Annotated in this window: 18 protein-coding genes; 10 read left to right on the top strand and 8 right to left on the bottom strand. The window is 71.3% G+C overall.

Features of this window, described 5'->3' with window-relative positions:
• The first annotated feature begins 16 nt into the window (after positions 1-16).
• The 3 genes from IH61_RS0132485 to IH61_RS0132495 all read left to right on the top strand — a co-directional run bounded on the left by IH61_RS0132485 (position 17) and on the right by IH61_RS0132495 (position 2,341).
• Complete coding sequence (locus IH61_RS0132485; protein WP_031076491.1) at positions 17-1,684, top strand: fumarate hydratase; 1,668 nt, start codon at positions 17-19, stop codon at positions 1,682-1,684.
• 127 nt (positions 1,685-1,811) lie between these two features.
• Entirely contained in the window at positions 1,812-2,084 is a 273-nt protein-coding gene (locus IH61_RS0132490) for a type II toxin-antitoxin system Phd/YefM family antitoxin (protein ID WP_031076493.1), read from the top strand.
• The gene (locus IH61_RS0132495; protein ID WP_031076494.1) at positions 2,081-2,341 is read left to right on the top strand and encodes a Txe/YoeB family addiction module toxin; all 261 of its coding nucleotides are present in this window, start codon (positions 2,081-2,083) and stop codon (positions 2,339-2,341) included. The genes IH61_RS0132490 and IH61_RS0132495 overlap by 4 nt, the downstream gene beginning before the upstream one ends.
• 24 nt (positions 2,342-2,365) lie before the next feature.
• Here the strand turns inward: IH61_RS0132495 and IH61_RS0132500 are convergent, their stop codons facing one another.
• Entirely contained in the window at positions 2,366-3,124 is a 759-nt protein-coding gene (locus IH61_RS0132500; RefSeq protein WP_031076495.1) for a GntR family transcriptional regulator, read from the bottom strand.
• A 140-nt stretch (positions 3,125-3,264) separates the two neighbouring features.
• Between IH61_RS0132500 and IH61_RS0132505 the strand changes: the two genes are divergently transcribed.
• A complete protein-coding gene (locus IH61_RS0132505; RefSeq protein WP_078911570.1) occupies positions 3,265-3,489 on the top strand; it encodes a hypothetical protein in 225 nt (74 codons plus the stop codon).
• A 490-nt stretch (positions 3,490-3,979) separates the two neighbouring features.
• Here IH61_RS0132505 and IH61_RS0132515 read toward each other — a convergent pair whose 3' ends face one another.
• The gene (locus IH61_RS0132515; protein ID WP_158845530.1) at positions 3,980-4,264 is read right to left on the bottom strand and encodes a hypothetical protein; all 285 of its coding nucleotides are present in this window, start codon (positions 4,262-4,264) and stop codon (positions 3,980-3,982) included.
• A gap of 214 nt (positions 4,265-4,478) precedes the next feature.
• On the opposite strand from IH61_RS0132515, the gene IH61_RS0132520 reads away from it, so the two are divergent.
• The 3 genes from IH61_RS0132520 to IH61_RS0132530 all read left to right on the top strand — a co-directional run bounded on the left by IH61_RS0132520 (position 4,479) and on the right by IH61_RS0132530 (position 10,566).
• Complete coding sequence (locus IH61_RS0132520) at positions 4,479-7,442, top strand: AfsR/SARP family transcriptional regulator (protein WP_063763314.1); 2,964 nt, start codon at positions 4,479-4,481, stop codon at positions 7,440-7,442.
• A gap of 419 nt (positions 7,443-7,861) precedes the next feature.
• Positions 7,862-8,617, top strand: coding sequence for a class I SAM-dependent methyltransferase (locus IH61_RS0132525; RefSeq protein ID WP_324607636.1), 756 nt, complete (start codon positions 7,862-7,864; stop codon positions 8,615-8,617).
• A 218-nt stretch (positions 8,618-8,835) separates the two neighbouring features.
• A complete protein-coding gene (locus tag IH61_RS0132530; protein ID WP_420714018.1) occupies positions 8,836-10,566 on the top strand; it encodes a SpoIIE family protein phosphatase in 1,731 nt (576 codons plus the stop codon).
• A 38-nt stretch (positions 10,567-10,604) separates the two neighbouring features.
• Here IH61_RS0132530 and IH61_RS0132535 read toward each other — a convergent pair whose 3' ends face one another.
• A complete protein-coding gene (locus IH61_RS0132535) occupies positions 10,605-12,797 on the bottom strand; it encodes an MMPL family transporter (protein ID WP_031076507.1) in 2,193 nt (730 codons plus the stop codon).
• A 161-nt stretch (positions 12,798-12,958) separates the two neighbouring features.
• Between IH61_RS0132535 and IH61_RS0132540 the strand changes: the two genes are divergently transcribed.
• Positions 12,959-13,600 (top strand): TetR/AcrR family transcriptional regulator, encoded by a 642-nt coding sequence (locus IH61_RS0132540; protein WP_037973669.1) that lies wholly within the window; start codon positions 12,959-12,961, stop codon positions 13,598-13,600.
• Here IH61_RS0132540 and IH61_RS0132545 read toward each other — a convergent pair.
• A complete protein-coding gene (locus IH61_RS0132545; protein WP_031076509.1) occupies positions 13,593-14,543 on the bottom strand; it encodes a LysR substrate-binding domain-containing protein in 951 nt (316 codons plus the stop codon). The genes IH61_RS0132540 and IH61_RS0132545 overlap by 8 nt on opposite strands.
• A 191-nt stretch (positions 14,544-14,734) precedes the next feature.
• Between IH61_RS0132545 and IH61_RS0132550 the strand changes: the two genes are divergently transcribed.
• Together IH61_RS0132550 and IH61_RS0132555 are read left to right on the top strand one after the other, a co-directional pair.
• Positions 14,735-15,286: a peroxiredoxin gene (locus IH61_RS0132550; RefSeq protein WP_031076510.1), complete on the top strand. Its 552-nt coding sequence runs from the start codon at positions 14,735-14,737 to the stop codon at positions 15,284-15,286.
• Positions 15,287-15,289: 3 nt separating this feature from the next.
• On the top strand, positions 15,290-15,832 hold the full coding sequence (locus tag IH61_RS0132555) for an alkyl hydroperoxide reductase (RefSeq protein ID WP_031076511.1): 543 nt from the start codon (positions 15,290-15,292) through the stop codon (positions 15,830-15,832).
• 101 nt (positions 15,833-15,933) lie between these two features.
• Here IH61_RS0132555 and IH61_RS0132560 read toward each other — a convergent pair whose 3' ends face one another.
• From IH61_RS0132560 to IH61_RS0132575, 4 genes are all read right to left on the bottom strand, one after another.
• Positions 15,934-17,556, bottom strand: a complete 1,623-nt coding sequence (locus IH61_RS0132560) for an AI-2E family transporter (protein WP_234327426.1) — start codon at positions 17,554-17,556, stop codon at positions 15,934-15,936.
• Positions 17,557-17,944: 388 nt separating this feature from the next.
• Complete coding sequence (locus tag IH61_RS0132565) at positions 17,945-18,670, bottom strand: transglycosylase SLT domain-containing protein (RefSeq protein ID WP_031076514.1); 726 nt, start codon at positions 18,668-18,670, stop codon at positions 17,945-17,947.
• Between the two features lie 429 nt (positions 18,671-19,099).
• Positions 19,100-20,434 (bottom strand): PhoH family protein, encoded by a 1,335-nt coding sequence (locus tag IH61_RS0132570; protein WP_031076515.1) that lies wholly within the window; start codon positions 20,432-20,434, stop codon positions 19,100-19,102.
• Between the two features lie 246 nt (positions 20,435-20,680).
• A complete protein-coding gene (locus IH61_RS0132575) occupies positions 20,681-21,475 on the bottom strand; it encodes an isoprenyl transferase (protein WP_051838466.1) in 795 nt (264 codons plus the stop codon).
• Between the last annotated feature and the right edge of the window lie 312 nt (positions 21,476-21,787).

Genomic DNA, 21,787 nt, shown 5'->3' on the forward strand with positions numbered 1-21,787 from the left:
CCTAAGGACCGCCCCCATGGCTCCCACGCCAGACTTCGAGTACAGCGACCTGCTCCCCCTGGGCGCTGACCCGACCCCGTACCGCAAGCTCACCTCCGAAGGCGTCTCCACCTTCGAGGCCGGCGGCCGCACCTTCCTCCAGGTCGAGCCCGAGGCGCTGCGCCTGCTCACCGCCGAGGCGATGCACGACATCTCGCACTACCTGCGCCCCGCCCACCTCGCCCAGCTGCGCCGCATCCTGGACGACCCGGAGGCCAGCCCCAACGACCGCTTCGTGGCGCTCGACCTGCTCAAGAACGTCAACATCTCCGCCGGCGGCATCCTGCCCATGTGCCAGGACACCGGCACGGCGATCGTCATGGGCAAGCGCGGCCAGAACGTGCTGACCTCCGGCGCGGACGAGGCTTCGATCGCGCGCGGCGTCTACGACGCGTACACCAAGCTCAACCTGCGCTACTCCCAGATGGCCCCCGTGACCATGTGGGACGAGAAGAACACGGGCAACAACCTGCCGGCCCAGATCGAGCTGTACGCCACCGACGGCGACGCGTACAAGTTCCTCTTCATGGCCAAGGGCGGCGGCTCCGCCAACAAGTCGTACCTGTACCAGGAGACCAAGGCCATCCTGAACGAGGCGAGCATGCTCTCGTTCCTGGAGCAGAAGATCCGCTCCCTGGGCACCGCGGCCTGCCCGCCGTACCACCTGGCCATCGTGATCGGCGGCACCAGCGCCGAGTTCGCGCTCAAGACCGCCAAGTACGCCTCCGCGCACTACCTGGACAACCTGCCGACCTCGGGCGACGCGAAGACCGGCCACGGCTTCCGGGACCTGGAGCTGGAGGCCAAGGTCACCGAGCTCACCCAGAAGATCGGCATCGGCGCCCAGTTCGGCGGCAAGTACTTCTGCCACGACGTGCGCGTCGTCCGCCTGCCCCGCCACGGCGCCTCGCTGCCCGTCGCCATGGCCGTCTCCTGCTCCGCCGACCGCCAGGCGCTCGGCAAGATCACCGCCGAGGGCGTCTTCCTGGAGCAGCTGGAGACCGACCCGGCGAAGTACCTGCCGGACACCACCGACGAGCACCTGGACGACGACGTGGTGCGCGTCGACCTCGACCAGCCGATGTCCGCGATCCGCGCCGAGCTCTCCAGGTACCCGGTCAAGACCCGCCTCTCCCTCACCGGCACCCTGGTCGTCGCCCGCGACATCGCCCACGCCAAGATCAAGGAGCGCCTGGACGCCGGCGAGGGCATGCCCAAGTACCTCCAGGACCACCCGGTCTACTACGCCGGCCCCGCCAAGACCCCCGAGGGCTACGCCTCCGGCTCCTTCGGCCCCACCACCGCCGGCCGCATGGACTCCTACGTCGACCAGTTCCAGGCCGCCGGCGGCTCCATGGTCATGCTCGCCAAGGGCAACCGCAGCAAGCAGGTCACCGACGCCTGCGCCACCCACGGCGGCTTCTACCTCGGCTCCATCGGCGGCCCCGCCGCCCGCCTCGCCCAGGACTGCATCAAGAAGGTCGAGGTCCTGGAGTACGCCGAACTCGGCATGGAGGCCGTCTGGCGCATCGAGGTCGAGGACTTCCCCGCCTTCATCGTCGTCGACGACAAGGGCAACGACTTCTTCCGCGAGACCACCGAGGGCCCCCTCATCACCAACCTCCGCGTCCGCTCCAAGGAGTAACCCCGGCGCACACGTCACCGCCCCGGTCGCCCCCAGCGCGACCGGGGCGGTTTTCTCATGGCCTCTCGTACCGGAAACCCGTACCATCGACGTACAGGAAACCCGAGCGGACGACGGAGGCACATCGATGGCGATCAGCGCGAGCGAGGCACGCACCCAACTGTTCCCGTTGATCAAGAAGGTCAACGACGACCACGCCCCGATAAGAATCACCTCGAAGAGCGGCGACGCGGTCCTCATGTCCGCCGAGGACTACGACTCCTGGCAGGAGACGATCTACCTCCTGCGCTCCCCCGCCAACGCCCAGCGACTCATGGAGGCCGTCGCCCGCGACAAGGCGGGCGACCTCGGCGCCAGCAGGACCATGGAGGAGCTGGAAGCCCTGGCGGGTGAGGTGTGAGGAGCGTCCACTTCGACCCGCACGCCTGGGAAGACCTCCTGTTCTGGCTCGGCTCGAACCGGAGAATGGCCCAGCGGATCACCCGCCTGATCGGCGAGATCCAGCGCGACCCGTTCGGTGGCATCGGCAAGCCCGAGCCACTCAAGGGCGACCTGGCCGGCTACTGGTCACGCAGGATCGACGACGAGCACAGGCTGGTCTACCGGGCCGACGAGAAGCAGGTGGTGATCCTCAAGGCCCGCTACCACTACCAGTAGCTCCGGTGGCATCCGTCACGGTGCTCAGGCGTCGAAGTCGTACTCGAGGACGTAGGAGGCGGCGTCGAGGATCATCTCGTTGAGTTCGACGACCTGGCCCTCGTCGGCGAAGGCGGTGCGGCAGATGAGGATGACGGGGGTGCCGGCGGTGAGGTCGAGGCGGGAGGACTCCTCGGCGCTGGGCATGCGGGAGCGCACCTCCTCGCGGAAGTGGACGGGCTTCGCGCCGATCTCCGCGAGCCGGGCGTAGGTGCCGCCGGGGCCGGTGTCCTCGCGGGTGATGGCCGTCCCCGCGACCAGGAGGGCGGGCAGGTACGAGGTGGAGAGCAGCACCGGCTTGCCGTCCAGGACGAAGCGGCGGTGCCGTACGCACATCGGCACCCCCGGGTCGGTCCCGAGCACCCGCGCCACGTGCTCGGGCGCGCCCTGCTCGGTGACGGACACCTGGTCCACCACCAGGGTGCGGTTGTCGATGTCCGCCGACCATATCGACCGGCCCGACCCCCACTGGCCCTGCGCCAGCCGCTGGATGCCCCGCCGCCGCAGCGGCCGGAAGTCCCGGACGAACACCCCCGCCCCGCGGCGGGCCTCCGCGATGCCCTCGCTCTGCAGGACGCCGAGCGCCTGACGGGCGGTCATCCGGGCCACGCCGTACTCGTCCATGAGGTCGTTCTCACCGGGCAGGCGGTCCCCCGCGCGGTAGCGGCCGGCGTCGATGGCCGCCTTGAGCGAGTCGGCGATCCGCTGGTACTTGGGCTGTTTCTCGCCACTGCTGCCGTTCATCGCCGCTCCCTCTGCCACGGATGAATCGTAGGCGCGCCCCCGGCTGCCGGTAAGGAGATACGACAACCGTTGACATCTCTAGAGATATTAGCTTCTCTAGAGATGCTGGCCAGTCGCCCACCACAGCGAGGAGCAGTGCGGTGAACATCCGGCAGCGCAGCACCCCGGCCTACCGGCCCCGGGCAGGCGAACTCGTCCACGACCGCAGAACCGGTCGCACCGGCATCTACATGGACACCCTCGGCGGCGAGCACTACCTCCGCCCCCGGGGCGGCGGCCGCGAATGGACCGCCGAACCGAACCACATCTCCCCCGCCGCCGAGCCGGAACCCCGCGATTCAGCCGAATGCGATCAGCTGCCCTGAATTCGCGGCAGGATCCACGCGAACTGCTTCATTTCGGGCTTTCCCACCCCCCGGGCTGAATCCGGAATTCCGGAACGCCACCCGCGCACCGCCGGGTACGTTACGGATAACCACGGTCACCTTGCGTGCACCGCGAGCACAAATCGGCCACCCGGTCAGCATCCCCCCGGAATTGACCCACCCGAAACGCACGCCGCCCCCGCAACCGGAGTGGTCACAGGGGCGGCGGGGCAGCCGACTTACGGGTGGCCGGCAATGGTGTCGGCGAAGGCCCCCACTGCGGTCACCATGTAGCCGGCAGCTACAACGGCGGTCGACACCGCAACCACGGCAATTCGACGGAGCTTGCTCATAGGTCCCCCCTCCAGCTCAACCGATCAACCCTGGCATCGAACATGCATTCGATCTATGGGCGATCGAGGCGCCGCTCCAAGACAATGCGGACACATCCCGCGCCCCCGCGGCACGGGATGCAGGACGGCCGGCCGACTTACGGGTGACCGGCGATGACATCCTGGGGCCCGTACTTCTTGCCCGGCTCGTCGGCGGCCGGCTTGGCCGGCTCCACCACGTGGTCGGCCTCGTCGCCGAACAGATCGTTCTCGAGCGCCGCCTTCCGGTCGGCAGTCGGCGCGGTGTACTCGGTCGGGTTCGAGGCCGCGGCCACCGCGCCCTCGACAGCCTTGCCCGCCTCCACAGCGGTAGCAGGAGCCTCGGTCTTCGTCCCGTTCTGAGGCGTCGACGGCACCTGGGTCGCGCTCTGGTCGTTGGCCATTGGGCGGCCGCCTTTCGGTCATCAATTGTGTTCGGCCCGACCTGCTTGGCACGGGCGCGCGGACAGTATCGTAGGGTTGATTAAATGTCCGATAAACATCGCCCGGCTTGCGGTGCCGATCGATCAAGTCGGGCGCCCGCCTAGGCTGAGGCACCACGGCGGGACCGCCGAACGCCCTCCGCATAATCGACACCACAGGCCATCGGGGGACTTCATGGAGTTTCGGGAGACGCCGCCGACGCCTGCGCTGCGCTTCCAAGTCCTGGGCCCGGTCCAAGCCTGGTTGGACGGCAAACCCCTCACCCTCGGCACCCCCCAGCAGCAAGCCGTTCTGGCCGCCCTCCTCCTGCATTCCGGCCGCCCGGTCACCACCCAGGACCTGGTCGACGGGCTCTGGGGCGACCGCCCGCCGACCCAGGCCGTGGCCGCGCTCCGCACGTACGTCTCCCGTCTGCGCGCCGTCATCGAGCCCAGCCGCGAGATGCGCAAACCCGCCGAACTCCTGGTCTCCGTCGCGGACGGCTACGCCCTGCGCATCCCCGGCCACGCCCTCGACCTGACGGTCTTCGAACGTCTCACCGCCGAGGCCGCGGCCGCCCGCGCCTCGGGCGACCATCACGAGGCACACCGACTGCTGACCCAGGCACTGGACCTGTTCAGCGGCCCGCCACTGATCGGCATCCCCGGCACCTACGCCGATGCCCAGCGACTGAGGCTCGCCGAACGCCGGGTGGCCGCCTCCGAGGAACTCTGTTCCACAGCCCTGGACATCGGCCTGCATGCCGAGATCGTCGGCGAGCTCAACAACCTGACAGCCGAGCACCCGCTCCGCGAGCGACTGCGCGAACTCCTGATGCTCGCGTTGTACCGGTGCGGGCGCCAGGCCGAGGCGCTCGGCGTCTACACCGACACCCGCAAGCTGCTCATCGAGGAACTCGGGGTCGAGCCGGGCGCCGGCCTGTCCACGATGCACAACCGCATCCTCGCTGCGGACCCGACGCTGGTTCTGCCGGCCGCGACCGCCTCCGCACCCCGCGAGGACGGCCCGGCCGCTCCTCCGGCACCGGCTCAACTCCCCGCCGATATTTCGGACTTCAGTGGGCGATCCAACCTGGTGGACGATCTCTCCGAGATCCTGATGGGCGCCACCGGCCAGGCCGTCGTGGTGACTTCGCTGGCCGGAATCGGCGGCGTCGGCAAGACCACCCTCGCTGTGCACGTCGCCCACCGGGTGCGAGCCGTGTTCCCGGACGGCCAGCTCTACGTCGACCTTCGCGGCGCCGGCGCCTCTCCGGCCGACCCGGTGGCCGTCCTGGGCGACTTCCTCCATGCGCTGGGCGTCACCGAGAACCCGGACTCGCTCGAACAGCGCTCCGCCCTCTACCGCTCGCTGCTCGCCAACCGGCGCATGCTCATCCTGCTCGACAACGCGCACGACGCCGATCAGATCCGACCGCTCATCCCCGGGGTCTCCGGCTCGGCGGTCCTCGCGACCAGCCGGTCCCGGCTTGCCGGCATACCCGGCGCACAGCTCTTCGACGTCGAGGAGCTGACTTCGGACGAGGCGTTGGCGCTCTTCTCGGCCATCGTCGGCGAGCAACGGGTCAAGGCCGAACCGGAGGCGGCCCTGACCGTCGTCACCGCGTGCGGCTTCCTGCCGCTGGCCGTCCGTATCGCCGCCGCCCGACTGGCCAGTCGCCCCCGCTGGAGCGTTTCCGACCTGGCCAGACGGTTAGCCGATCAGCGGCGACGGCTGGACGAACTCCAACTCGGCAACCTCGCGGTGGAGACCACCATCGGGCTCGGTTACGGGCAGCTCTCGGAATCGGAGGCCCGTGCCTTTCGGTTTCTCGCCCTGATCGACTCGCCGGACATCCCGTTGCCCGCCGCGGCCGCGTTGCTCGGAACGGACGAGGACACCGCCGAAGACCTCGCCGAGGCACTGGTCGAGGCGAACATGCTGGAGTGCTTCTCCCCCGGCCGCTACCGGTACCACGACCTGCTCCGCCTCTACGCCCAGCGGCAGAACGAACGGAGCGGCGACGCCGAAGCCCAGAGTGAGGCGGTCCACCGGCTGTTCGACCTGCTGGTCCCGACCATGCGAAACGCCGCCGAGGTCATCGAACCGAACGGAACACTGCCGGAACTGCTTACCACGCCCGTCTCCCCGGGCATCGGCCTGCCGACCAGCGGCGCCGCACGGGACTGGCTCCGCACCGAGGGCTCCCTGCTGCTGAGTTCCGTCGAAGCGGCCGCACACGGCTCCGGCGCCCTGCAACGCCCTGCCATCGACCTGTTGAACCTGATGTTCAGCATCGACCCGGACCCGACCCGCGGCCCCCGGGTGAGCCGGGTCCTGGAGACCATCAACCGTGACGCGGAACTCCGCGGGGACTCGCCGGTACTCGCGCGCGCGTACTTCGCCCTCGGCACCCTCCAGTCCGTCACCAGCGACTTCCCTGGGGCCGAGCAGTCGTTGCGCCGCAGCCTCCACCACCAGGCGCCGGACGAGCCGACCATCATGCTGCTGGCCACGGCCAACACCCTGGGCATCATGCTGAGCGTCGGGAACCGCCCGACCGAAGCCCTGCCGTTCCTCGAACAGGCCCTCTCCATCAACCGGCAGATCGGCACGTCGATCGGCGAGGCCCGGCTGATCGGCAACATCGCGCGGGTCCAGCACCGTCTGGGCATGATCGACACGGCGATCAAGTCCGCCAGCGACGGTGTCGCCGCCGCCCGCGAGTCCAGGGACGGCCCACTGCTCGCCCAGACGCTCTACCAGTTGGGCGTGGTGCTCCCCGGCGCCGAGGCAGTTCCCCACCTCCAAGAGGCTCACCAGCTGTACAAGTCCCATCAGAACCCGCTCTGGGAGGGCTACACCCTCGCCCGCCTGGCATCCGCGCTGCTCGCTGCGGACCAGCACGCCGAGGCGGCCGAGGCGGCGGGTGATTCCCTGGCGATCGGACAGGAACTCGACTCCGCCTACTGCCAGGGCCTCGCCAACGCCGCACTCGGCGAGGCGCTACTCGCCCTCGCCCAGCCGGCCCGTGGTCTCGCGTGCCTCTCCGAGGCCCACGCGATCTTCACGCGGCTCGGTGTGCCTGAGTCCTCGCCCGTGGCGGATCTCATCTCCCGGCAGCACACCGAGCCTCCTTCATCTCCCCCCGCGCCGTGAGGTCTCCGTCCCCCGACGGAGCGCCTCCCCCGTTTCGCGTCACGGCGCTCCCGCAGCCCCCCGGCTGCGGGAGCGCCCTCAACGCTTCCCCGGCGCTGGGTTCTACTCTGCACCTCGGCGATTGACGTTCGATAAACGTCCTATTGTCAGCCTGCGGAGTACGTAAAACCGCAGGTCGGAACCGCCAGCCCGGCGCGCCAGGCGGCGTGCGGAGCCGAGTGCACCACCCTGGCCGTACCGATGTGCTTCCGCAAGACCGCGCGCATCGGCCCAACCATGACGAGTTGGCCGGAAAGGGACCCCATCGCCCGGTGATCACGCTTATTCTCGGATGCCAAGTGCACACACGAGTGTCTGTCGGCAACACCCCGGCGGGGCCGGTGCGGGCGGAGGCCACGGGTGGAAGGGTGCCTCTCATCGTGACGACCGGACGGATATCAGACGCGTTCCCCGTGGGCGGGGGCGAGGAGGCCGACGAGCACCGCCGCCGGGCGGCCCGGGCCCTGCAGGCCGCCGAGTTCGACTCGATCGGCACCGGGTACGGCGAGGCGTTCCCCGCCAAGAACGGGCAACTGGCCTGCGGGCGCCGCCTCCTGGAGGAGCTGGAGCCCGGCGCCAGGGTCCTGGACGTCGGGTGCGGCAGCGGGGACCCGACGGTCCGGCAGCTGACGGCCGGCGGGCTGCGGGTGACCGGTGTGGACCTCTCGGACGGGATGCTCGCGCTCGCCCGGGCCGCACACCACCCCGGCCCGCACCCGCCCTCATTCCATCGGATCGACCTCTACGATCTGGCCACCGAGCGCGCCGCCCGCGCCTGGAACCTCCCCGGACTCGGTCCTGCGGGCGTTGAGACATTCTCCGCCGTCACCGCGTTCTTCTCATTGATCATGCTGCCGCAGGACGACATCCCGGCCGTCCTGACCAGGCTGCGGAGCCTGCTGCGGCCGGGCGGGCTGCTGGCGCTCGGCACGGTGGAAACGGACTTGGATCACGTTCCGCTTCCGTTCCTTGGCAGAGAGCTGCGGATCAGTGGTTATCTGAGGGAGGATTTGGAGCGGGTTCTGGTTGCCGCAGGTTTCGCCGTCGAGGAGTGCTCGGGGCATCCGTACGCTCCGGCCAGTACCGCGCTGCCGCCGGAGGAACAGCTGTTCCTGTGCTGTCGACGCGTCGGCTGACCAGGGCGAGCACGGTAAAAGGGCACCAAAAGAGGGCACCAAGAGCACCACTGAACGACGACCCATCGACCACACCGATTCCAGGACAGGCAGCCGTGCGCGACCAGCTCAAGACCGAGGCGGAGCAGCCGCCCGCCGTCCCGGGCCCGCGTCGTCGTCTCCCGGCCCCGGCGACGCCCCGCGCCGAAGCGCCCCGACGTGCGGCGGCCCTTCCCGGGATGGCGGACCGCCTCGCCTACCTCGACTCCGCCACCCGCCGGATCAACACCGCCCTCGACCTGGCCGCGACCCTGCGCAACATCGGCCGGGTGCTGGTGCCGACGCTCGCCGACGCCGCCGTGATCCACCTGCGCGACCCGCTGCCCAACGTCGAGCGCGAGCCCGGCTTTCCGGACGAGCTGCGCATCCACCACAGCGCAGGCACCCGGATCGGCCGCCGCGGCCGGCGCAACAGCCCGGACGACCGCAACCGCCACCGGTACGGCTCCCGCTCCTCCGCCGACGACGGCCCCGCCACCCCGGTGACCCGCGGCGGCGCGCTCGCGCACGCCCTGCTGAGCCGCCGCCCCGCCGAGGCCGCCGTCCTCGGCACCCCGGGGGACGAGCGCGCCACCGCCCTGCTGCGCGAGCTGTACGGCACCCGCGGCCCGGCCCGGCTGGCCCCCGGCACCTCCGTGATCGCCCTGCCGCTGCGCGGCCGCAAGGCCGTCCTCGGGCTGCTGGTGCTGATACGCCGGCCGCCCGAACGCACCGGCCGTCCGGCGTTCGACGCGGCCGACATCGCGACGGCCGCCCTGCTGGCGACCCAGGCCGGACTGGCCGTGGACACCGCGCTGCGGTACGCGCGCGAGTGGGAGATCGCCAACGAACTCCAGCGCAGCATGCTGCCGTTGCGCCTGCCGCAGCCGCACGGTGTCCGGCTCGCCCAGCGCTACCTGCCCGGCGAGCGCGGCGCGCAGGTCGGCGGCGACTGGTACGACGCCGTGCCGCTGCCCGGCAACCGCGTCGCCCTGATCGTCGGGGACGTGATGGGGCACTCCCTCACCTCGGCCGCCATCATGGGCCAACTGCGCACCAGCGCCCAGACGTTGGCCGCCCTCGACCTACCGCCGCACGAGGTGCTCTACCACCTGGACGAGCAGGCGCAGCGGCTCGGCCGAGAGCAGCACCTGGCAACCTGCGTGTACGCGGTGTACGACCCGATCGCCAACCGGCTGGTACTGGCCAACGCCGGGCACGTCCCGCCGGTACTCGTCCGCCCGGACGGCACGGCCGAGTTGGTGGAGCTGGACTCGGGGGCGCCGATCGGCGTCGGCGGGGTGGACTTCAACTCGGTGGAGCTGGCCGCGCCGCCCGGTTCGGCGCTGCTGCTGTTCACGGACGGCCTGGTGGAGACCCGCAGCCGCCCGCTCAGCGACGGACTGGAGCTGCTGCGCGCCCGGATCGAGAGCGCCCGCTGGCGCTCGCCCGAGCAGCTGTGCCAGGAGGCCCTGCGCATCCTGCCGCCGGGCGACCGGGGCGACGACATCGCGCTGTTGGGCGCCTGCTTCGACGGCATCCCGGCCGGGGACGTCGCCCACTGGTACCTGCAGCCGCGCAACGAGACGCCGGGCCGGGCCCGCCGGCTGGCCGCGCACACGCTGCGCCGCTGGGGGCTGGAGGAGCTGAGCGAGGCCACCGAGTTGATGGTCAGCGAGCTGGTGACCAACGCCGTCCAGCACGCGACCCGGCCCGTCACCCTGAGCCTGGTGCGCACCACCCGGCTGCGCTGCGAGGTCGGGGACGACAGCCCGCTGCTGCCGCGCCCGCGCCGCACCGGCCCGGAGGACGAGCGCGGGCGCGGGCTGCAGATAGTGGCCCGGTGCGCGGAGCGCTGGGGTGCGACCAGGCTGGGCACGGGCAAGGTGGTCTGGTTCGAGCAGCGGCTGCCGACGCAGAGCCGGTCCTAGGGTCTGTCGGAACAGGGCTCCCCAGGACCGGCGGAACGTCACACCCCGGCGGGTTCCTTCGTCACGGGCCGCTGCTGCGCCTCCAGTTCGGCGATCAGCTGCTCGCCCTCCATGTCGACGCGCGGAACGACCTTCTCCAGCCGCTCGGGGAACCACCAGGCGGCCCTGCCGAACAGGGCCATGGCGGCCGGTACCAGGGCCATCCGCACCACGAAGGCGTCCACCAGCACGCCGATCGCCAGGGCGAAGCCGATCGGCTGGACGATCGGGTCGTGGCCGAGGACGAAGGCGCCGAACACCGAGACCATGATCAGCGCGGCCGCCGTCACCACCCGGGCGCCGCCCCGCACACCGCCGACGACCGCCTCGCGCGGGGTGGCGCCGTGGACGTACTGCTCCTTCATGCCGGAGACCAGGAACAGTTCGTAGTCCATGGCGAGCCCGAACAGCACGCCGATCAGCAGGATCGGCACGAAGCTGACCACCGGCCCGACCTTGGGCACGTCGATGATCCCGTCGAGCCAGCCCCACTGGTAGACGGCGACGACGGCGCCGAGCGAGGCGGTGATGCTGAGCAGGAAGCCGGCCACGGCCTTGAGCGGGACGAGCACCGAGCGGAAGGCGATGCCCAGGAGCACCACCGCGATGCCGACGATGACCGCGAGGAACGGCGGCAGGGCCTGGCCGAGCTTGGTGGAGACGTCGATGTTGGCGGCCGTGGTGCCGGTGACGGCGATCTCGGCGCCGGTGGAGGTCTCGAGCGCGGCGCGCCGGTCGCGGATCTCGTTGACGAGCGCCTTGGTGTCGGCGTGGTCGGGGCCGGTCTGCGGGATGACGGTCACCAGGGCGGTGCCGCTGGCCCGGTCGACGGCGGGCGGCAGCAGCGTCTTCACGCCGGGCAGGGCCTGGAGCTCGGCCGCGACGCCCTGGACGGCCTGCTCGGGCTGCCCGTGGCCGTGGGTGTTCACGACGACGACCAGCGGGGCGTTGAAGCCGGGCCCGAAGCTGTCGCTGATCAGGTCGTACGCCTTGCGGGCGTCCGTACTGGTGGCCTGGGAGCCGGCGCCCGGCAGGCCGAGGTTCAGGCTGGCGGCGGGCACGGCGAGCGTGCCCAGCCCGGCGAGGCCGATGAGCAGGACGGGCAGCGGGCGGCGGACCACGAAGCGGGCCCAGCGCTCGCCCATGGTGGTCCCGCCGCCGGTGGTCAGCGCCCGCTTCCAGACCGGCAGCCTGTCGAGGGAGCGCCCGGCGAAGCCGAGGACTGCGGGCAGCAGGGTGATCGCGATCAGGACGGCGACGACGACGGCCCCGGAGGAGGCCAGGCCCATCACGGTCAGGAAGGGGACGCCGGCGACGGCGAGCCCGGCGAGCGCGACGACCACGGTGAGCCCGGCGAAGACGACGGCGCTGCCGGCGGTCGCGGTGGCGCGGGCGGCGGCCTCCTCGGGCTCCAGGCCCTCGTGCAGGTGGCGGCGGTGCCGGAAGAGGATGAACAGCGCGTAGTCGATGCCGACGGCGAGGCCGACCATCAGGGCGAGCACCGGTGCGGTGGTGATGATCTCGAACGGGCCGGTGAGCGCGAGCAGGCCGGCCATCGCCACTGCGACGCCGATCAGCGCGGTCAGCAGCGGCAGCCCGGCGGCGACCAGGCTGCCCAGGGTGATCACCAGCACGACCCCGGCGACCAGCAGGCCGATCGACTCGCTGCCGCCCTCGACCTTGGCCATCTCCTGGTAGACGTCGCCGCCGTAGGCGACGTCCAGCCCGGCGGCCTTCGCGGGTTCGGCGGCGGCCTTGACGGCCTCGCGCTGCCGGTCGGTGACGTCGGCGAGCTTGTGGTCGAAGGAGACCAGGGCGATGACGACCCGGCCGTCCGGCGAGATCGCGCCGGTGGCGTACGGGTCGGGCACGGCGGCCACGCCCGGGACGGCCGCGATCCTGCCGACCGCTTCCTTGACGGCCTTGCCCGCCTCGGGGGCGGTGGCTCCTGCGGCCGCAGGGGCGGCGAAGACGACGCGGGCGGAGCCGTGGCCCTGCTCCGGGAAGGCGCCGGTGATCCTGTCCAGGGTGGCCTGGGCCTCGGTGCCGGGCACCTTGAACTCGGTGCTGGGCTTGTCGGCGAAGGCCCCCGCGGCAGCGCCGACGGCGATGAGCACGGCGATCCAGACGGCCAGGACGGCCCGCCTCCGCCGGAAGCAGTAGCGGCCCAATCGGTACAGGTACGTGGCCATGGGTGACCTCTCGCGGCTCGTTCCTCGGGCAGGCGGACGCCTGGCGCTGGTCTCGGTCAACCACCGTACGCTCAACTTTGTCGAGTGACAAAGTTGAGCGACCCAATCGGCCGACAGGATCGTTTGACGCAGTTGGTCGACCATGGCGATACCCTGGCGCCATGGCACACGTCCCCGCCTCCGAACGCCGCCCACAGCTGGTCCAGGCCGCCATCGAGTTGATGACCCGCGTGGGGGTCACGGCCGCCAGCACTCGGGCCATCGCGGCCGAACTCGGCGTGGCCCAGGCGACGGTGCACTACACCTTCGGCACCAAGAAGGACCTCTACCGGGCCGTCGTCGAGCAGGTCACCGCCGACTTCATGGGCGCGGTGCGCGCCTCCTCCCCCGGCGACGGCACCTTCGGCGAGCAGGTCAGTACCCTCGTCCACGCCATCTGGGAGGCCGCCACCTGCGCGGACGGGCACTGCATGCTGCTGAGCGAGTTCGGCGCGCTGGCGATGCGCGACGCGGACGTGAAGGAGATCATGCAGGGCTTCCAGCGCGAGATCGAGGGCACCGCCACCGAGATGCTCACCGCGCTGGCCGAGGCCCACGGCCTGACCCTGGCACTCCCCGCGAACCTGATCGCCGTCCACTTCCTCAGCGGCTTCGACGGCCTGACCGCCCGCCACCTCACACTGCGCAGCACCGACGACGAGCCGGACCCCGAGACCCTGCGCGGACTGGAACTGCTCGTCGCCACGACCGTCGGACTCTGCCTGGGCGAGCCCGCGGTCGGCCGGCCGCACCCCGTCAGCTGACGATCCGCACCGGCAGCTCCGCCAGCACCTCCCGCAGCGCCGCAGCGAACCACTCGTACTCGGCGCTGCGCGCCGACCCCGGCCGGGTGGCCAGCCCGATCCGCCGGCCCGGCGCCGGGCCGGCGAAGCGCACGGCGGCCAGCCGGTCGGTGCGCCCCGCCTCGACGTCCAGCGCGGTGGCCGGGAGCAGCGTCACCCCGAGCCCCCCGGCGACGAGCTGGACGAGCGTGGACAGCCCCGCCGCCCGGGTGGTGGAGCCCCCCGGGTCGGCGCCCACCTCGCGGCAGATGTCCAGCGCCTGGTCGCGCAGGCAGTGCCCCTCCTCGAGCAGCAGCACCTCCAGGTCGAGCAGCACGTCGCGCGGCACGTCGATCCGCCCGGCCAGCGGGTGCCCGGGCGGGGTGACCAGCACGAAGTCCTCGTCGAACAGCGGGATGTCCCGGGTCGGCGAGCTGCCGCCGGCCGGCAGCGCGAGCAGCAGCACGTCGAGTCGCCCGGAGGCCAGGCCCTCGAGCAGCGAGGGGGTGCGCTCCTCGTGGACGTGCAGCTCCAGTTCCTTGAAGCGGTCGCGGACCAGCCGCAGCACGGTGGGCAGCAGGTAGGGCGCCACCGTCGGGATGACACCCAGGTGCAGCGGCCCGGTGAACGGCCGGCGGGCGGCCTCGACCTCCTCGGTGAGCGCCTGCAGCGAGGCCAGCACCCGGCGCGCGTGAACGCGCACGCGCTCCCCCAGAGGGGTGACGATCACCTTGCGCGTCGTACGCTCGATGAGCTGCGCCCCGAGCGACTCCTCCAGGGCGGCGACGGCCCCCGACAGCGCGGGCTGGCTGGTCCCGGTGGCCGCGGCGGCCTCCCGGAAGTGCCGGTGCTCGGCGACGGCGACGAAGGCCCGCAGCTGGGCGACGGTGGGCGTGCGCGGGGAGCGGACTGTGGCGCTCGCCACAGGCCCGTCGTGTTTGGCCGCGGAGCCCCTGCGGGCGCCCGGGCGCGACGTGGACGATTCGGTACTGATAACAACCTCCGATCAGACACATCCAGGGTAGCGATTTCCCTGATCAGTCCACGATGTGGAAATGTGGAACGCGTCCGGAATCCGGACAAATTTCCCTCAGTCTCACCTCAGGAGAAGCGCACGTGCTCACGATCGGTGACAAGTTCCCCGAGTTCGACCTCAAGGCTTGTGTCGACCTGGATGCCGCGAGCGCCTTCGCCGACATCAACCACAAGTCCTACGAGGGCAAGTGGAAGGTCGTCTTCTTCTGGCCGATGGACTTCACCTTCGTCTGCCCGACCGAGATCGCCGCGTTCGGCAAGCTGAACGACGAGTTCGCCGACCGCGACGCCCAGATCCTCGGCGTCTCCGGCGACTCCGAGTTCGTGCACCACGCCTGGCGCAAGGACCACAAGGACCTGCGCGACCTGCCCTTCCCGATGCTGGCCGACATCAAGCACGACCTGATGCGCGACTGCGGCGTCGAGAACGAGGACGGCACCGCCCAGCGCGCCGTGTTCATCGTCGACCCGAACAACGAGATCCAGTTCGTCATGGTGACCGCCGGCTCCGTCGGCCGTAACCCCAAGGAGGTCCTGCGGGTGCTGGACGCCCTGCAGACCGACGAGCTGTGCCCCTGCAACTGGAACAAGGGCGAGGACACCCTCGACGCCGAGTCCCTGCTGGCCGGCTGACCCATGGCCCTCGACGACCTGAAGGCCGCCCTCCCGGACTACGCCAAGGACCTCAAGCTCAACCTGGGCTCGGTCATCGGCAACTCCGACCTCCCCGCCCAGCAGCTCTGGGGCACCGTGCTCTCCTGCGCGATGGCCACCCGCAGCCCCGGCCTGCTCCGCGAGCTGGAGCCCGAGGCCAAGGCCAACCTCTCCCCGGAGGCGTACACCGCCGCCAAGGGCGCGGCCGCGATCATGGGGATGAACAACGTCTACTACCGGACGCTGCACCTGCTCTCCGACAAGGAGTACAGCACGATGCGGGCCGGTCTGCGGATGAACATCATCGGCACCCCGGGCGTCGAGAAGATCGACTTCGAGCTGTGGTGCTTCGCCGTCTCGGCCATCAACGGCTGCGGCCAGTGCCTCGACTCCCACGAGGCCGTGCTGCGCAAGGCCGGGGTCGACCGCGAGGTCGTCCAGGCGTCGGTCAAGATCGCCTCCGTGCTGCAGGCCGTGGCGAGCGTCCTCGACTCCGAGGCCGCGCTGGCCTCCATCGACGCCTGACGCACCCGCACCACCCCGCGGTCCACGCGCGAAGGGCCCCGCCCGGACACCACGTCCGGGCGGGGCCCTTCGCCGTACCGTGCCGACTGCTCCGTCGCCGGCTACTCCGTCGCGGGCTGCACCTGAGGGTGCGGATGCGGCTCCGGGTGCCTCTCGGGTTCATGGTGCTTCACGGGCTCGTGGTGCTTCACGGGCTCGTGGTGCTCCTCGGGCTGGGGCTGCGGGGCCGCGGCGGTGCGCTCGGCGGCCTCCCGGGCGGCCTCCAGCGCGGTGAAGACGGCCTGCCCGGCCTCGTTGCGCCGCCGCAGGTGGCCGATCACGGTGTTGGTCACCGCGATCAGCGGGACGGCGACCACCGCGCCCCCGATCCCGCCGACGATGCCGCCGGCCGCGACGCCCAGCACCACGCCCAGCGGGTGCACCCGCACGGCCCGTCCGAGGATCAGCGGCTGCAGGATGTGGCTCTCCACCTGCATCACCACGATCAGCACCACCAGCACCATCAACGCCGTCCACGGCCCCTGGGTGACCAGCGCGATCAGCACCGCGACGGTGCCGGTGACCAGGGCGCCGACCAGCGGCACGAAGGCGCCCAGGAAGATGATCACGGCCATCGGCATCGCCAGCGGCACGCCCAGCGCGTCCACGCCGACGCCGATGCAGACCGCGTCGATGAAGGCCACGCAGACCGTCCCGCGCACGTACGCGGTGAGCGTCGCCCACGCCTTCGGCCCGGCCCCGGCCATCGCGAAGCGGGACTGGCGGGGCAGGCAGCGCAGCGCCCAGTTCCAGATCTTCGCGCCGTCGTAGAGGAAGAAGAAGGTGGTGAAGAAGGTCATCATCAGCGCGGTCAGCACCTCGACGGCGATCTGCGCCCCGGTGATGGAGACCGAGGTGAGCTGATCCGTGTTGGTGGTGATCGCCCCGGTGATCTGGTTGGCGAAGTCGGTGATCTGCTGGTGGGTCAGGTGGAACGGCCCGTCGATCAGCCAGTCCCGCATCTGGTCGACACCGGTCTTCACCTTGGTGGTGACGGTGCCCACGTTGTCCGTCACCTGCCAGACGACGAACCAGCCGACCAGCCCGATCCCGGCCAGACCGCTCAGGAACACCCCGCCCGCCGCCAGGGCGCGCGGCACCCCGCGCCGGCGCAGCCAGGAGACCGAGGGCTCCAGCAGCGCGGTGATCAGCAGGGAGGCCAGCATCGACAGCGCGACCAGCCGCAGCATGTCGACGACGTAGAAGACGACGTAGAGCGCGGCGCCGAGCAGCAGCAGCCGCCAGGTCGACTCGGCGGCCACCCGCAACCCCCAGGGCACCGCCTCGGCGGGGGTCGCCGGCCGGCCCGGGTGGTACTCGCGCCCGAGGGTGGCCTGCGCGGGCGGCGCGGTGGCCACGGCGACGGGCCTGGGCGCCGCGGCCGCCCCCGCCGTCGGCACGGCGGGCAGCGGCGCGGGCGCGGCCGGCGCGGGCTGCGGCACCGCGACGGCCCCGGATGCTGAGGAGACCGAGGAGGCCGAGAGCGCAGGAGAGGCCGAGGGGGCCTGGTCGATGTGCGGTTCCGCCGCCGTTCCGGCCGCGTCGGCGGCGGCGAGTTCGTGCGGTTCGGCCGCCATCGCGGCGCGCCGGCGCCGTTCGATCACGGCGGCCGCGCTCGCGACCACGGCCATGCCCTTGGCCACGGCCTTGAAAGCCTTTCCGCCCCGCGCCATCCTCGTGCCCACCGCTTCCCTGCCGCTCCCTCCCGCCCACGGCGGGACGCCGTGGGTCCCGCCACGGCCGTCAGGGATGACGCTACCGGGCGTGGGGGCGGCCGGTCCGCCCCACAGCGCGTTCGACTCGATCCACTCATTCGAAAAAAGTGGACAAATACCTATGTTCCAACCGTTTCGGACGGAAACCTCCGGGGAGGACTCCGAACGGGGAGCCCTACCGGCAGCGGATCGAGAGCCAACCGCCGGCGGACCGGCCGCGCGGGGAGCACCAGGACCCCTCCCCGCGCGCCGCGTCCGCACCCCTCGGGGACCGGCGGCAGCCGGAACGGCGACGGCCCCCGGTCGGCCCGTCACGCGGACGGGTCGGCCGGGGGCCGTCGGAAAGAGCGGGGGCTCCTTAGTACCAGCTGTGGCTCTGCCAGAACGACCAGGCGCCGCAGGGGCTGCCGTAGCGGCTGTTCATGTAGCCGAGGCCCCACTTGATCTGGGTGGCGGGGTTGGTGCGCCAGTCGGCACCGGCGGAGGCCATCTTGGAGCCGGGCAGCGCCTGGACCAGGCCGTACGCGCCGGAGCCCTTGTTCGTCGCGGTGTAGTCCCAGCCGCTCTCGCGCTTCACGATGTTGCTGAAGCACTGGAACTGGGCGTCGTCGCCGACGATCTGGCGGGCGATGTCCTGGACGGAACCCGGGCTGACCGAGACCGGGGGCGCGCTGTCGGTGGCGGTCAGCGCCGACCGGGCCTTGGACCGGTTGGCGGCCTCGGCCTTGCGGGCGTCGTCCGCGGCCTTGGCGTCGGCGTCGGCCTTCGCCTGGGCAGCGGCCTTCGCCTGGGCGTCCGCGGCGGCCTTCTGGCGCGCGGCCTCCTCGGCGGCCTTCTGCTCGGCGGCGGCCTTGACGGCGGCGTCGGCGGAAGCCTGCTGGGCGGTCGCCTGCTGACCGATGTTGTCGCTGATGGTCTGCGCCTGGGCGCCAGAGGGGACTTCGGCAAGCAGGGTCGCGCCGGCGACGTCGACCGTCTGCGTGGTCTTGCCCTCGCTGCCCGAGGCCATGCCCACGACGGCACCGACTGCGGTGACGGCGGTGGCAGAGGCCACAGCGACTCCCCGGACCGAGATCCGAGTCACATGGATTCCTTCCAGCATCGCCCACGCGTGACCGTACGGGCGCAAGATGCCCCTGAACACGGACCTCCGCACGGTGCTCTGGTCACGGGAGGTGCTGGCCCGGCGTCCGGTCGAGATGAGGCGACCGAGCGTTTGGATCGGGCGGCGTACGGCCCATCGGTCTTCAATTGTGTGTCCACCGACCGGAGTTGGCGGACCATCCGGGGCCTGACCCCCGATACTCGGAGGCCCTGCCGCGCCGTACGCGGGGCCTGACAGAACCCTCACCATGCCGCAAGCGACGGTGTCGACGCAATTCCCGCCCGCGTGGCGCATGTCACATTCACCGTGACGTCACAGGCGCACGGGAAGCGGGGCCCGCTCCCTCAGAAGCGGGCCCCGCGCGGCCAGTTGACCGTATTGTCCGACTATGCCCCGATCAGGGGCGGATCACGGCTGGATGTCCTCCAGCATCTCCGTGACCAGCGCCGCGATCGGCGAACGCTCCGAGCGCGTGAGCGTGATGTGAGCGAAGAGCGGATGCCCCTTCAACTTCTCCACCACCGCCACCACGCCGTCGTACCGGCCCACCCGAAGGTTGTCCCGCTGCGCCACGTCGTGGGTGAGCACCACCCGCGAGTTCTGGCCGATCCGGGACAGCACCGTCAGCAGGACGTTGCGTTCCAGCGACTGCGCCTCGTCCACGATCACGAAGGCGTCGTGCAGCGAGCGCCCGCGGATGTGGGTGAGCGGCAGCACCTCCAGCATCCCGCGGGAGATGACCTCCTCGATCACGTCCGGCGTGGTCACCGCGGAGAGGGTGTCGAACACCGCCTGGGCCCAGGGGCCCATCTTCTCCGCCTCGCTGCCCGGGAGGTAGCCCAGTTCCTGCCCGCCCACCGCGTACAGCGGCCGGAAGACCATCACCTTGCGGTGCTGGCCCCGCTCCAGGACCGCTTCCAGGCCCGCGCACAGCGCCAGCGCCGACTTCCCGGTGCCGGCCCGGCCGCCCATCGAGACGATGCCGATCTCCGGGTCCAGCAGGAGGTCCAGCGCGACCCTCTGCTCGGCGCTGCGTCCCCGCAGCCCGAACGCCTCGCGCTCCCCCCGCACCAGCCGCACCCGCCCGTCACCGGTGACCCGGCCCAGCGCCCGGCCGCGCTCCGAGGTGAGCACCAGGCCCGTGTGGACGGGCAGTTCGCCGGCGCCGTCGATGTCCACCGAGGCGTCGTGACCGGCACCGAACAGCGCGTCCACCTGGTCCGCCGGGACGTGCAGCTCGGACATGCCCGTCCAGCCCGAGGTGATCGCCAACTCGGCCCGGTACTCCTCGGCGAGCAGGCCCACCGAGCTGGCCTTGATCCGCAGCGGGAGGTCCTTGGAGACCACCGTGACGTCGTAGCCCTCGGCCTGCAGGTTGCGGGCGACGGCCAGGATGCGGGCGTCGGCCTCACCTCCACCGGCGCGGTAACCGGCCGGCAGTATCGACAGGTCGGAGTGGTTGAGCTCGACGCGGATCGTGCCGCCCAGCTCCCCCACCGGGATCGGCTCGTCGAGCCGGCCGAAGCGGATGCGGTAGTCGTCGAGCAGGCGCAGCGCCTGCCGGGCGAAGTACCCCAGCTCCGGGTGGTGTCGCTTGTCCTCCAGCTCGGTGACCACCACCACGGGGAGCACGACCTCGTGCTCCTCGAAGCGGGTCATGGCGAGAGGGTCCGCCAGGAGCACGCTGGTGTCGAGAACGTACGTGCGCCGGTCTGGTGTCCGGCGGCTCTTGGAACTGACCACGTGGCCTCCAGAGCGGATGACCCTGCGTCATCCGCGGCATGCCGGCCCCCGCTGCCCCGGTGGCCTCGAGGCCGGTCTGGAAGGGAGTATTCCCAGGCGAGCGGCGGTGCATTCGCGCCCCCGGCGAACTGACGGATCATTGCCGGTGAACGTTTGGCCTCGCGAGGGGCTCGGGTAGGCCAGCCCTACGGCGGTCATTCGGCGGGCGGGCCCGCCAACGGACCCCTGTCGGACCCCCGTCGGGGGTCAGAGACCCATTCGGCGCTGACGCTGTTCGTACGCGCGCAGGGCCCGCAGGAAGTCCACCTTGCGGAAGGCCGGCCAGTACGCCTCGCAGAAGTAGAACTCGCTGTGGGCGCTCTGCCAGAGCAGGAATCCGGACAGCCTCTGCTCGCCCGAGGTGCGGATGATGAGGTCCGGGTCGGGCTGGTCGCGGGTGTAGAGGTGCTCGGAGATGTGCTCGACGGTCAGGACCTCGGCCAGCTGTTCGATCGAGGTGCCGCGGCCGGCCTGCTCCTGGAGCAGCGAGCGGACGGCGTCGGCGATCTCGTGCCGGCCGCCGTAGCCGACGGCGACGTTGACGGTGATGCCGTCGATCCCGGCGGTCTGCTCGGCCGCGCGCTTGAGGACGCCGGCGGTGTGCTCGGGCAGCAGGTCCAGGGCGCCGACCGGGTTGACCCGCCAGCGGCGGGCGGCGGCCAGGCCCGTGACGGCCTCCTCGATGATGCCGAGCAGCGGGACGAGCTCGTCGGCCGGGCGGTCGAGGTTGTCGGTGGAGAGCATCCAGAGGGTGACGACCTTGACGTGGGTCTCGTCGCACCAGCCGAGGAACTCGGTGATCTTGTCGGCGCCGCGCTGGTGGCCGTAGGCGGTGGAGCCGCCGGTCGCCTTCGCCCAGCGGCGGTTGCCGTCCAGGATCACGCCGATGTGGTGCGGGGTGCGCGCGAGGTGCACCTCGACGCGGCGGCCGTAGAGCCCGTACATCCCGTCCAGCAGGGTGCGCAGCCCCGGCGTCCGTTCGGCGACATCGCGCAGACCCATGGTTCCCGGCCCCTCCGTGCTTCGTTCAGGTGGTGCGTCTCAGCCCCCGGCGCAGCCTACTCCGGTGGGCAGGCACCCGGTAAAGCCGCAGGTAGCGGTCTGGTCACGGTCCTGTACGGAGTCTGTCCCGGCAGGCGTGTCGGGGGTGTGGCGGGGGCCTGCCGCGGCGCGTGTCGCGCGGCGTGTCGCGGGGCTCCGGAGGGCGTTTGCGCCATGAACACGGAACGGTCTCCGATTCCTTAAGTAATCCGTAAACCGTTCGTCCAATGCTTGACGACCGGCAATGGTCTAGTCCAGCTTGTGACCCAGGAC

Origin of the sequence: Streptomyces sp. NRRL WC-3742, assembly GCF_000720635.1 — a bacterium.
Classification (GTDB): domain Bacteria; phylum Actinomycetota; class Actinomycetes; order Streptomycetales; family Streptomycetaceae; genus Kitasatospora.

What these genes read in the sequence shown, in the direction of transcription:
- IH61_RS0132485 (WP_031076491.1), top strand. Translation starts at nt 17, where the DNA reads ATGGCTCCCACGCCAGACTTCGAGTACAGCGACCTGCTCCCCCTGGGC.
- IH61_RS0132490 (WP_031076493.1), top strand. Translation starts at nt 1,812, where the DNA reads ATGGCGATCAGCGCGAGCGAGGCACGCACCCAACTGTTCCCGTTGATC.
- IH61_RS0132500 (WP_031076495.1), bottom strand. Translation starts at nt 3,124, where the DNA reads ATGAACGGCAGCAGTGGCGAGAAACAGCCCAAGTACCAGCGGATCGCC.
- IH61_RS0132515 (WP_158845530.1), bottom strand. Translation starts at nt 4,264, where the DNA reads ATGGCCAACGACCAGAGCGCGACCCAGGTGCCGTCGACGCCTCAGAAC.
- IH61_RS0132520 (WP_063763314.1), top strand. Translation starts at nt 4,479, where the DNA reads ATGGAGTTTCGGGAGACGCCGCCGACGCCTGCGCTGCGCTTCCAAGTC.
- IH61_RS0132530 (WP_420714018.1), top strand. Translation starts at nt 8,836, where the DNA reads ATGGCGGACCGCCTCGCCTACCTCGACTCCGCCACCCGCCGGATCAAC.
- IH61_RS0132535 (WP_031076507.1), bottom strand. Translation starts at nt 12,797, where the DNA reads ATGGCCACGTACCTGTACCGATTGGGCCGCTACTGCTTCCGGCGGAGG.
- IH61_RS0132540 (WP_037973669.1), top strand. Translation starts at nt 12,959, where the DNA reads ATGGCACACGTCCCCGCCTCCGAACGCCGCCCACAGCTGGTCCAGGCC.
- IH61_RS0132555 (WP_031076511.1), top strand. Translation starts at nt 15,290, where the DNA reads ATGGCCCTCGACGACCTGAAGGCCGCCCTCCCGGACTACGCCAAGGAC.
- IH61_RS0132575 (WP_051838466.1), bottom strand. Translation starts at nt 21,475, where the DNA reads ATGGGTCTGCGCGATGTCGCCGAACGGACGCCGGGGCTGCGCACCCTG.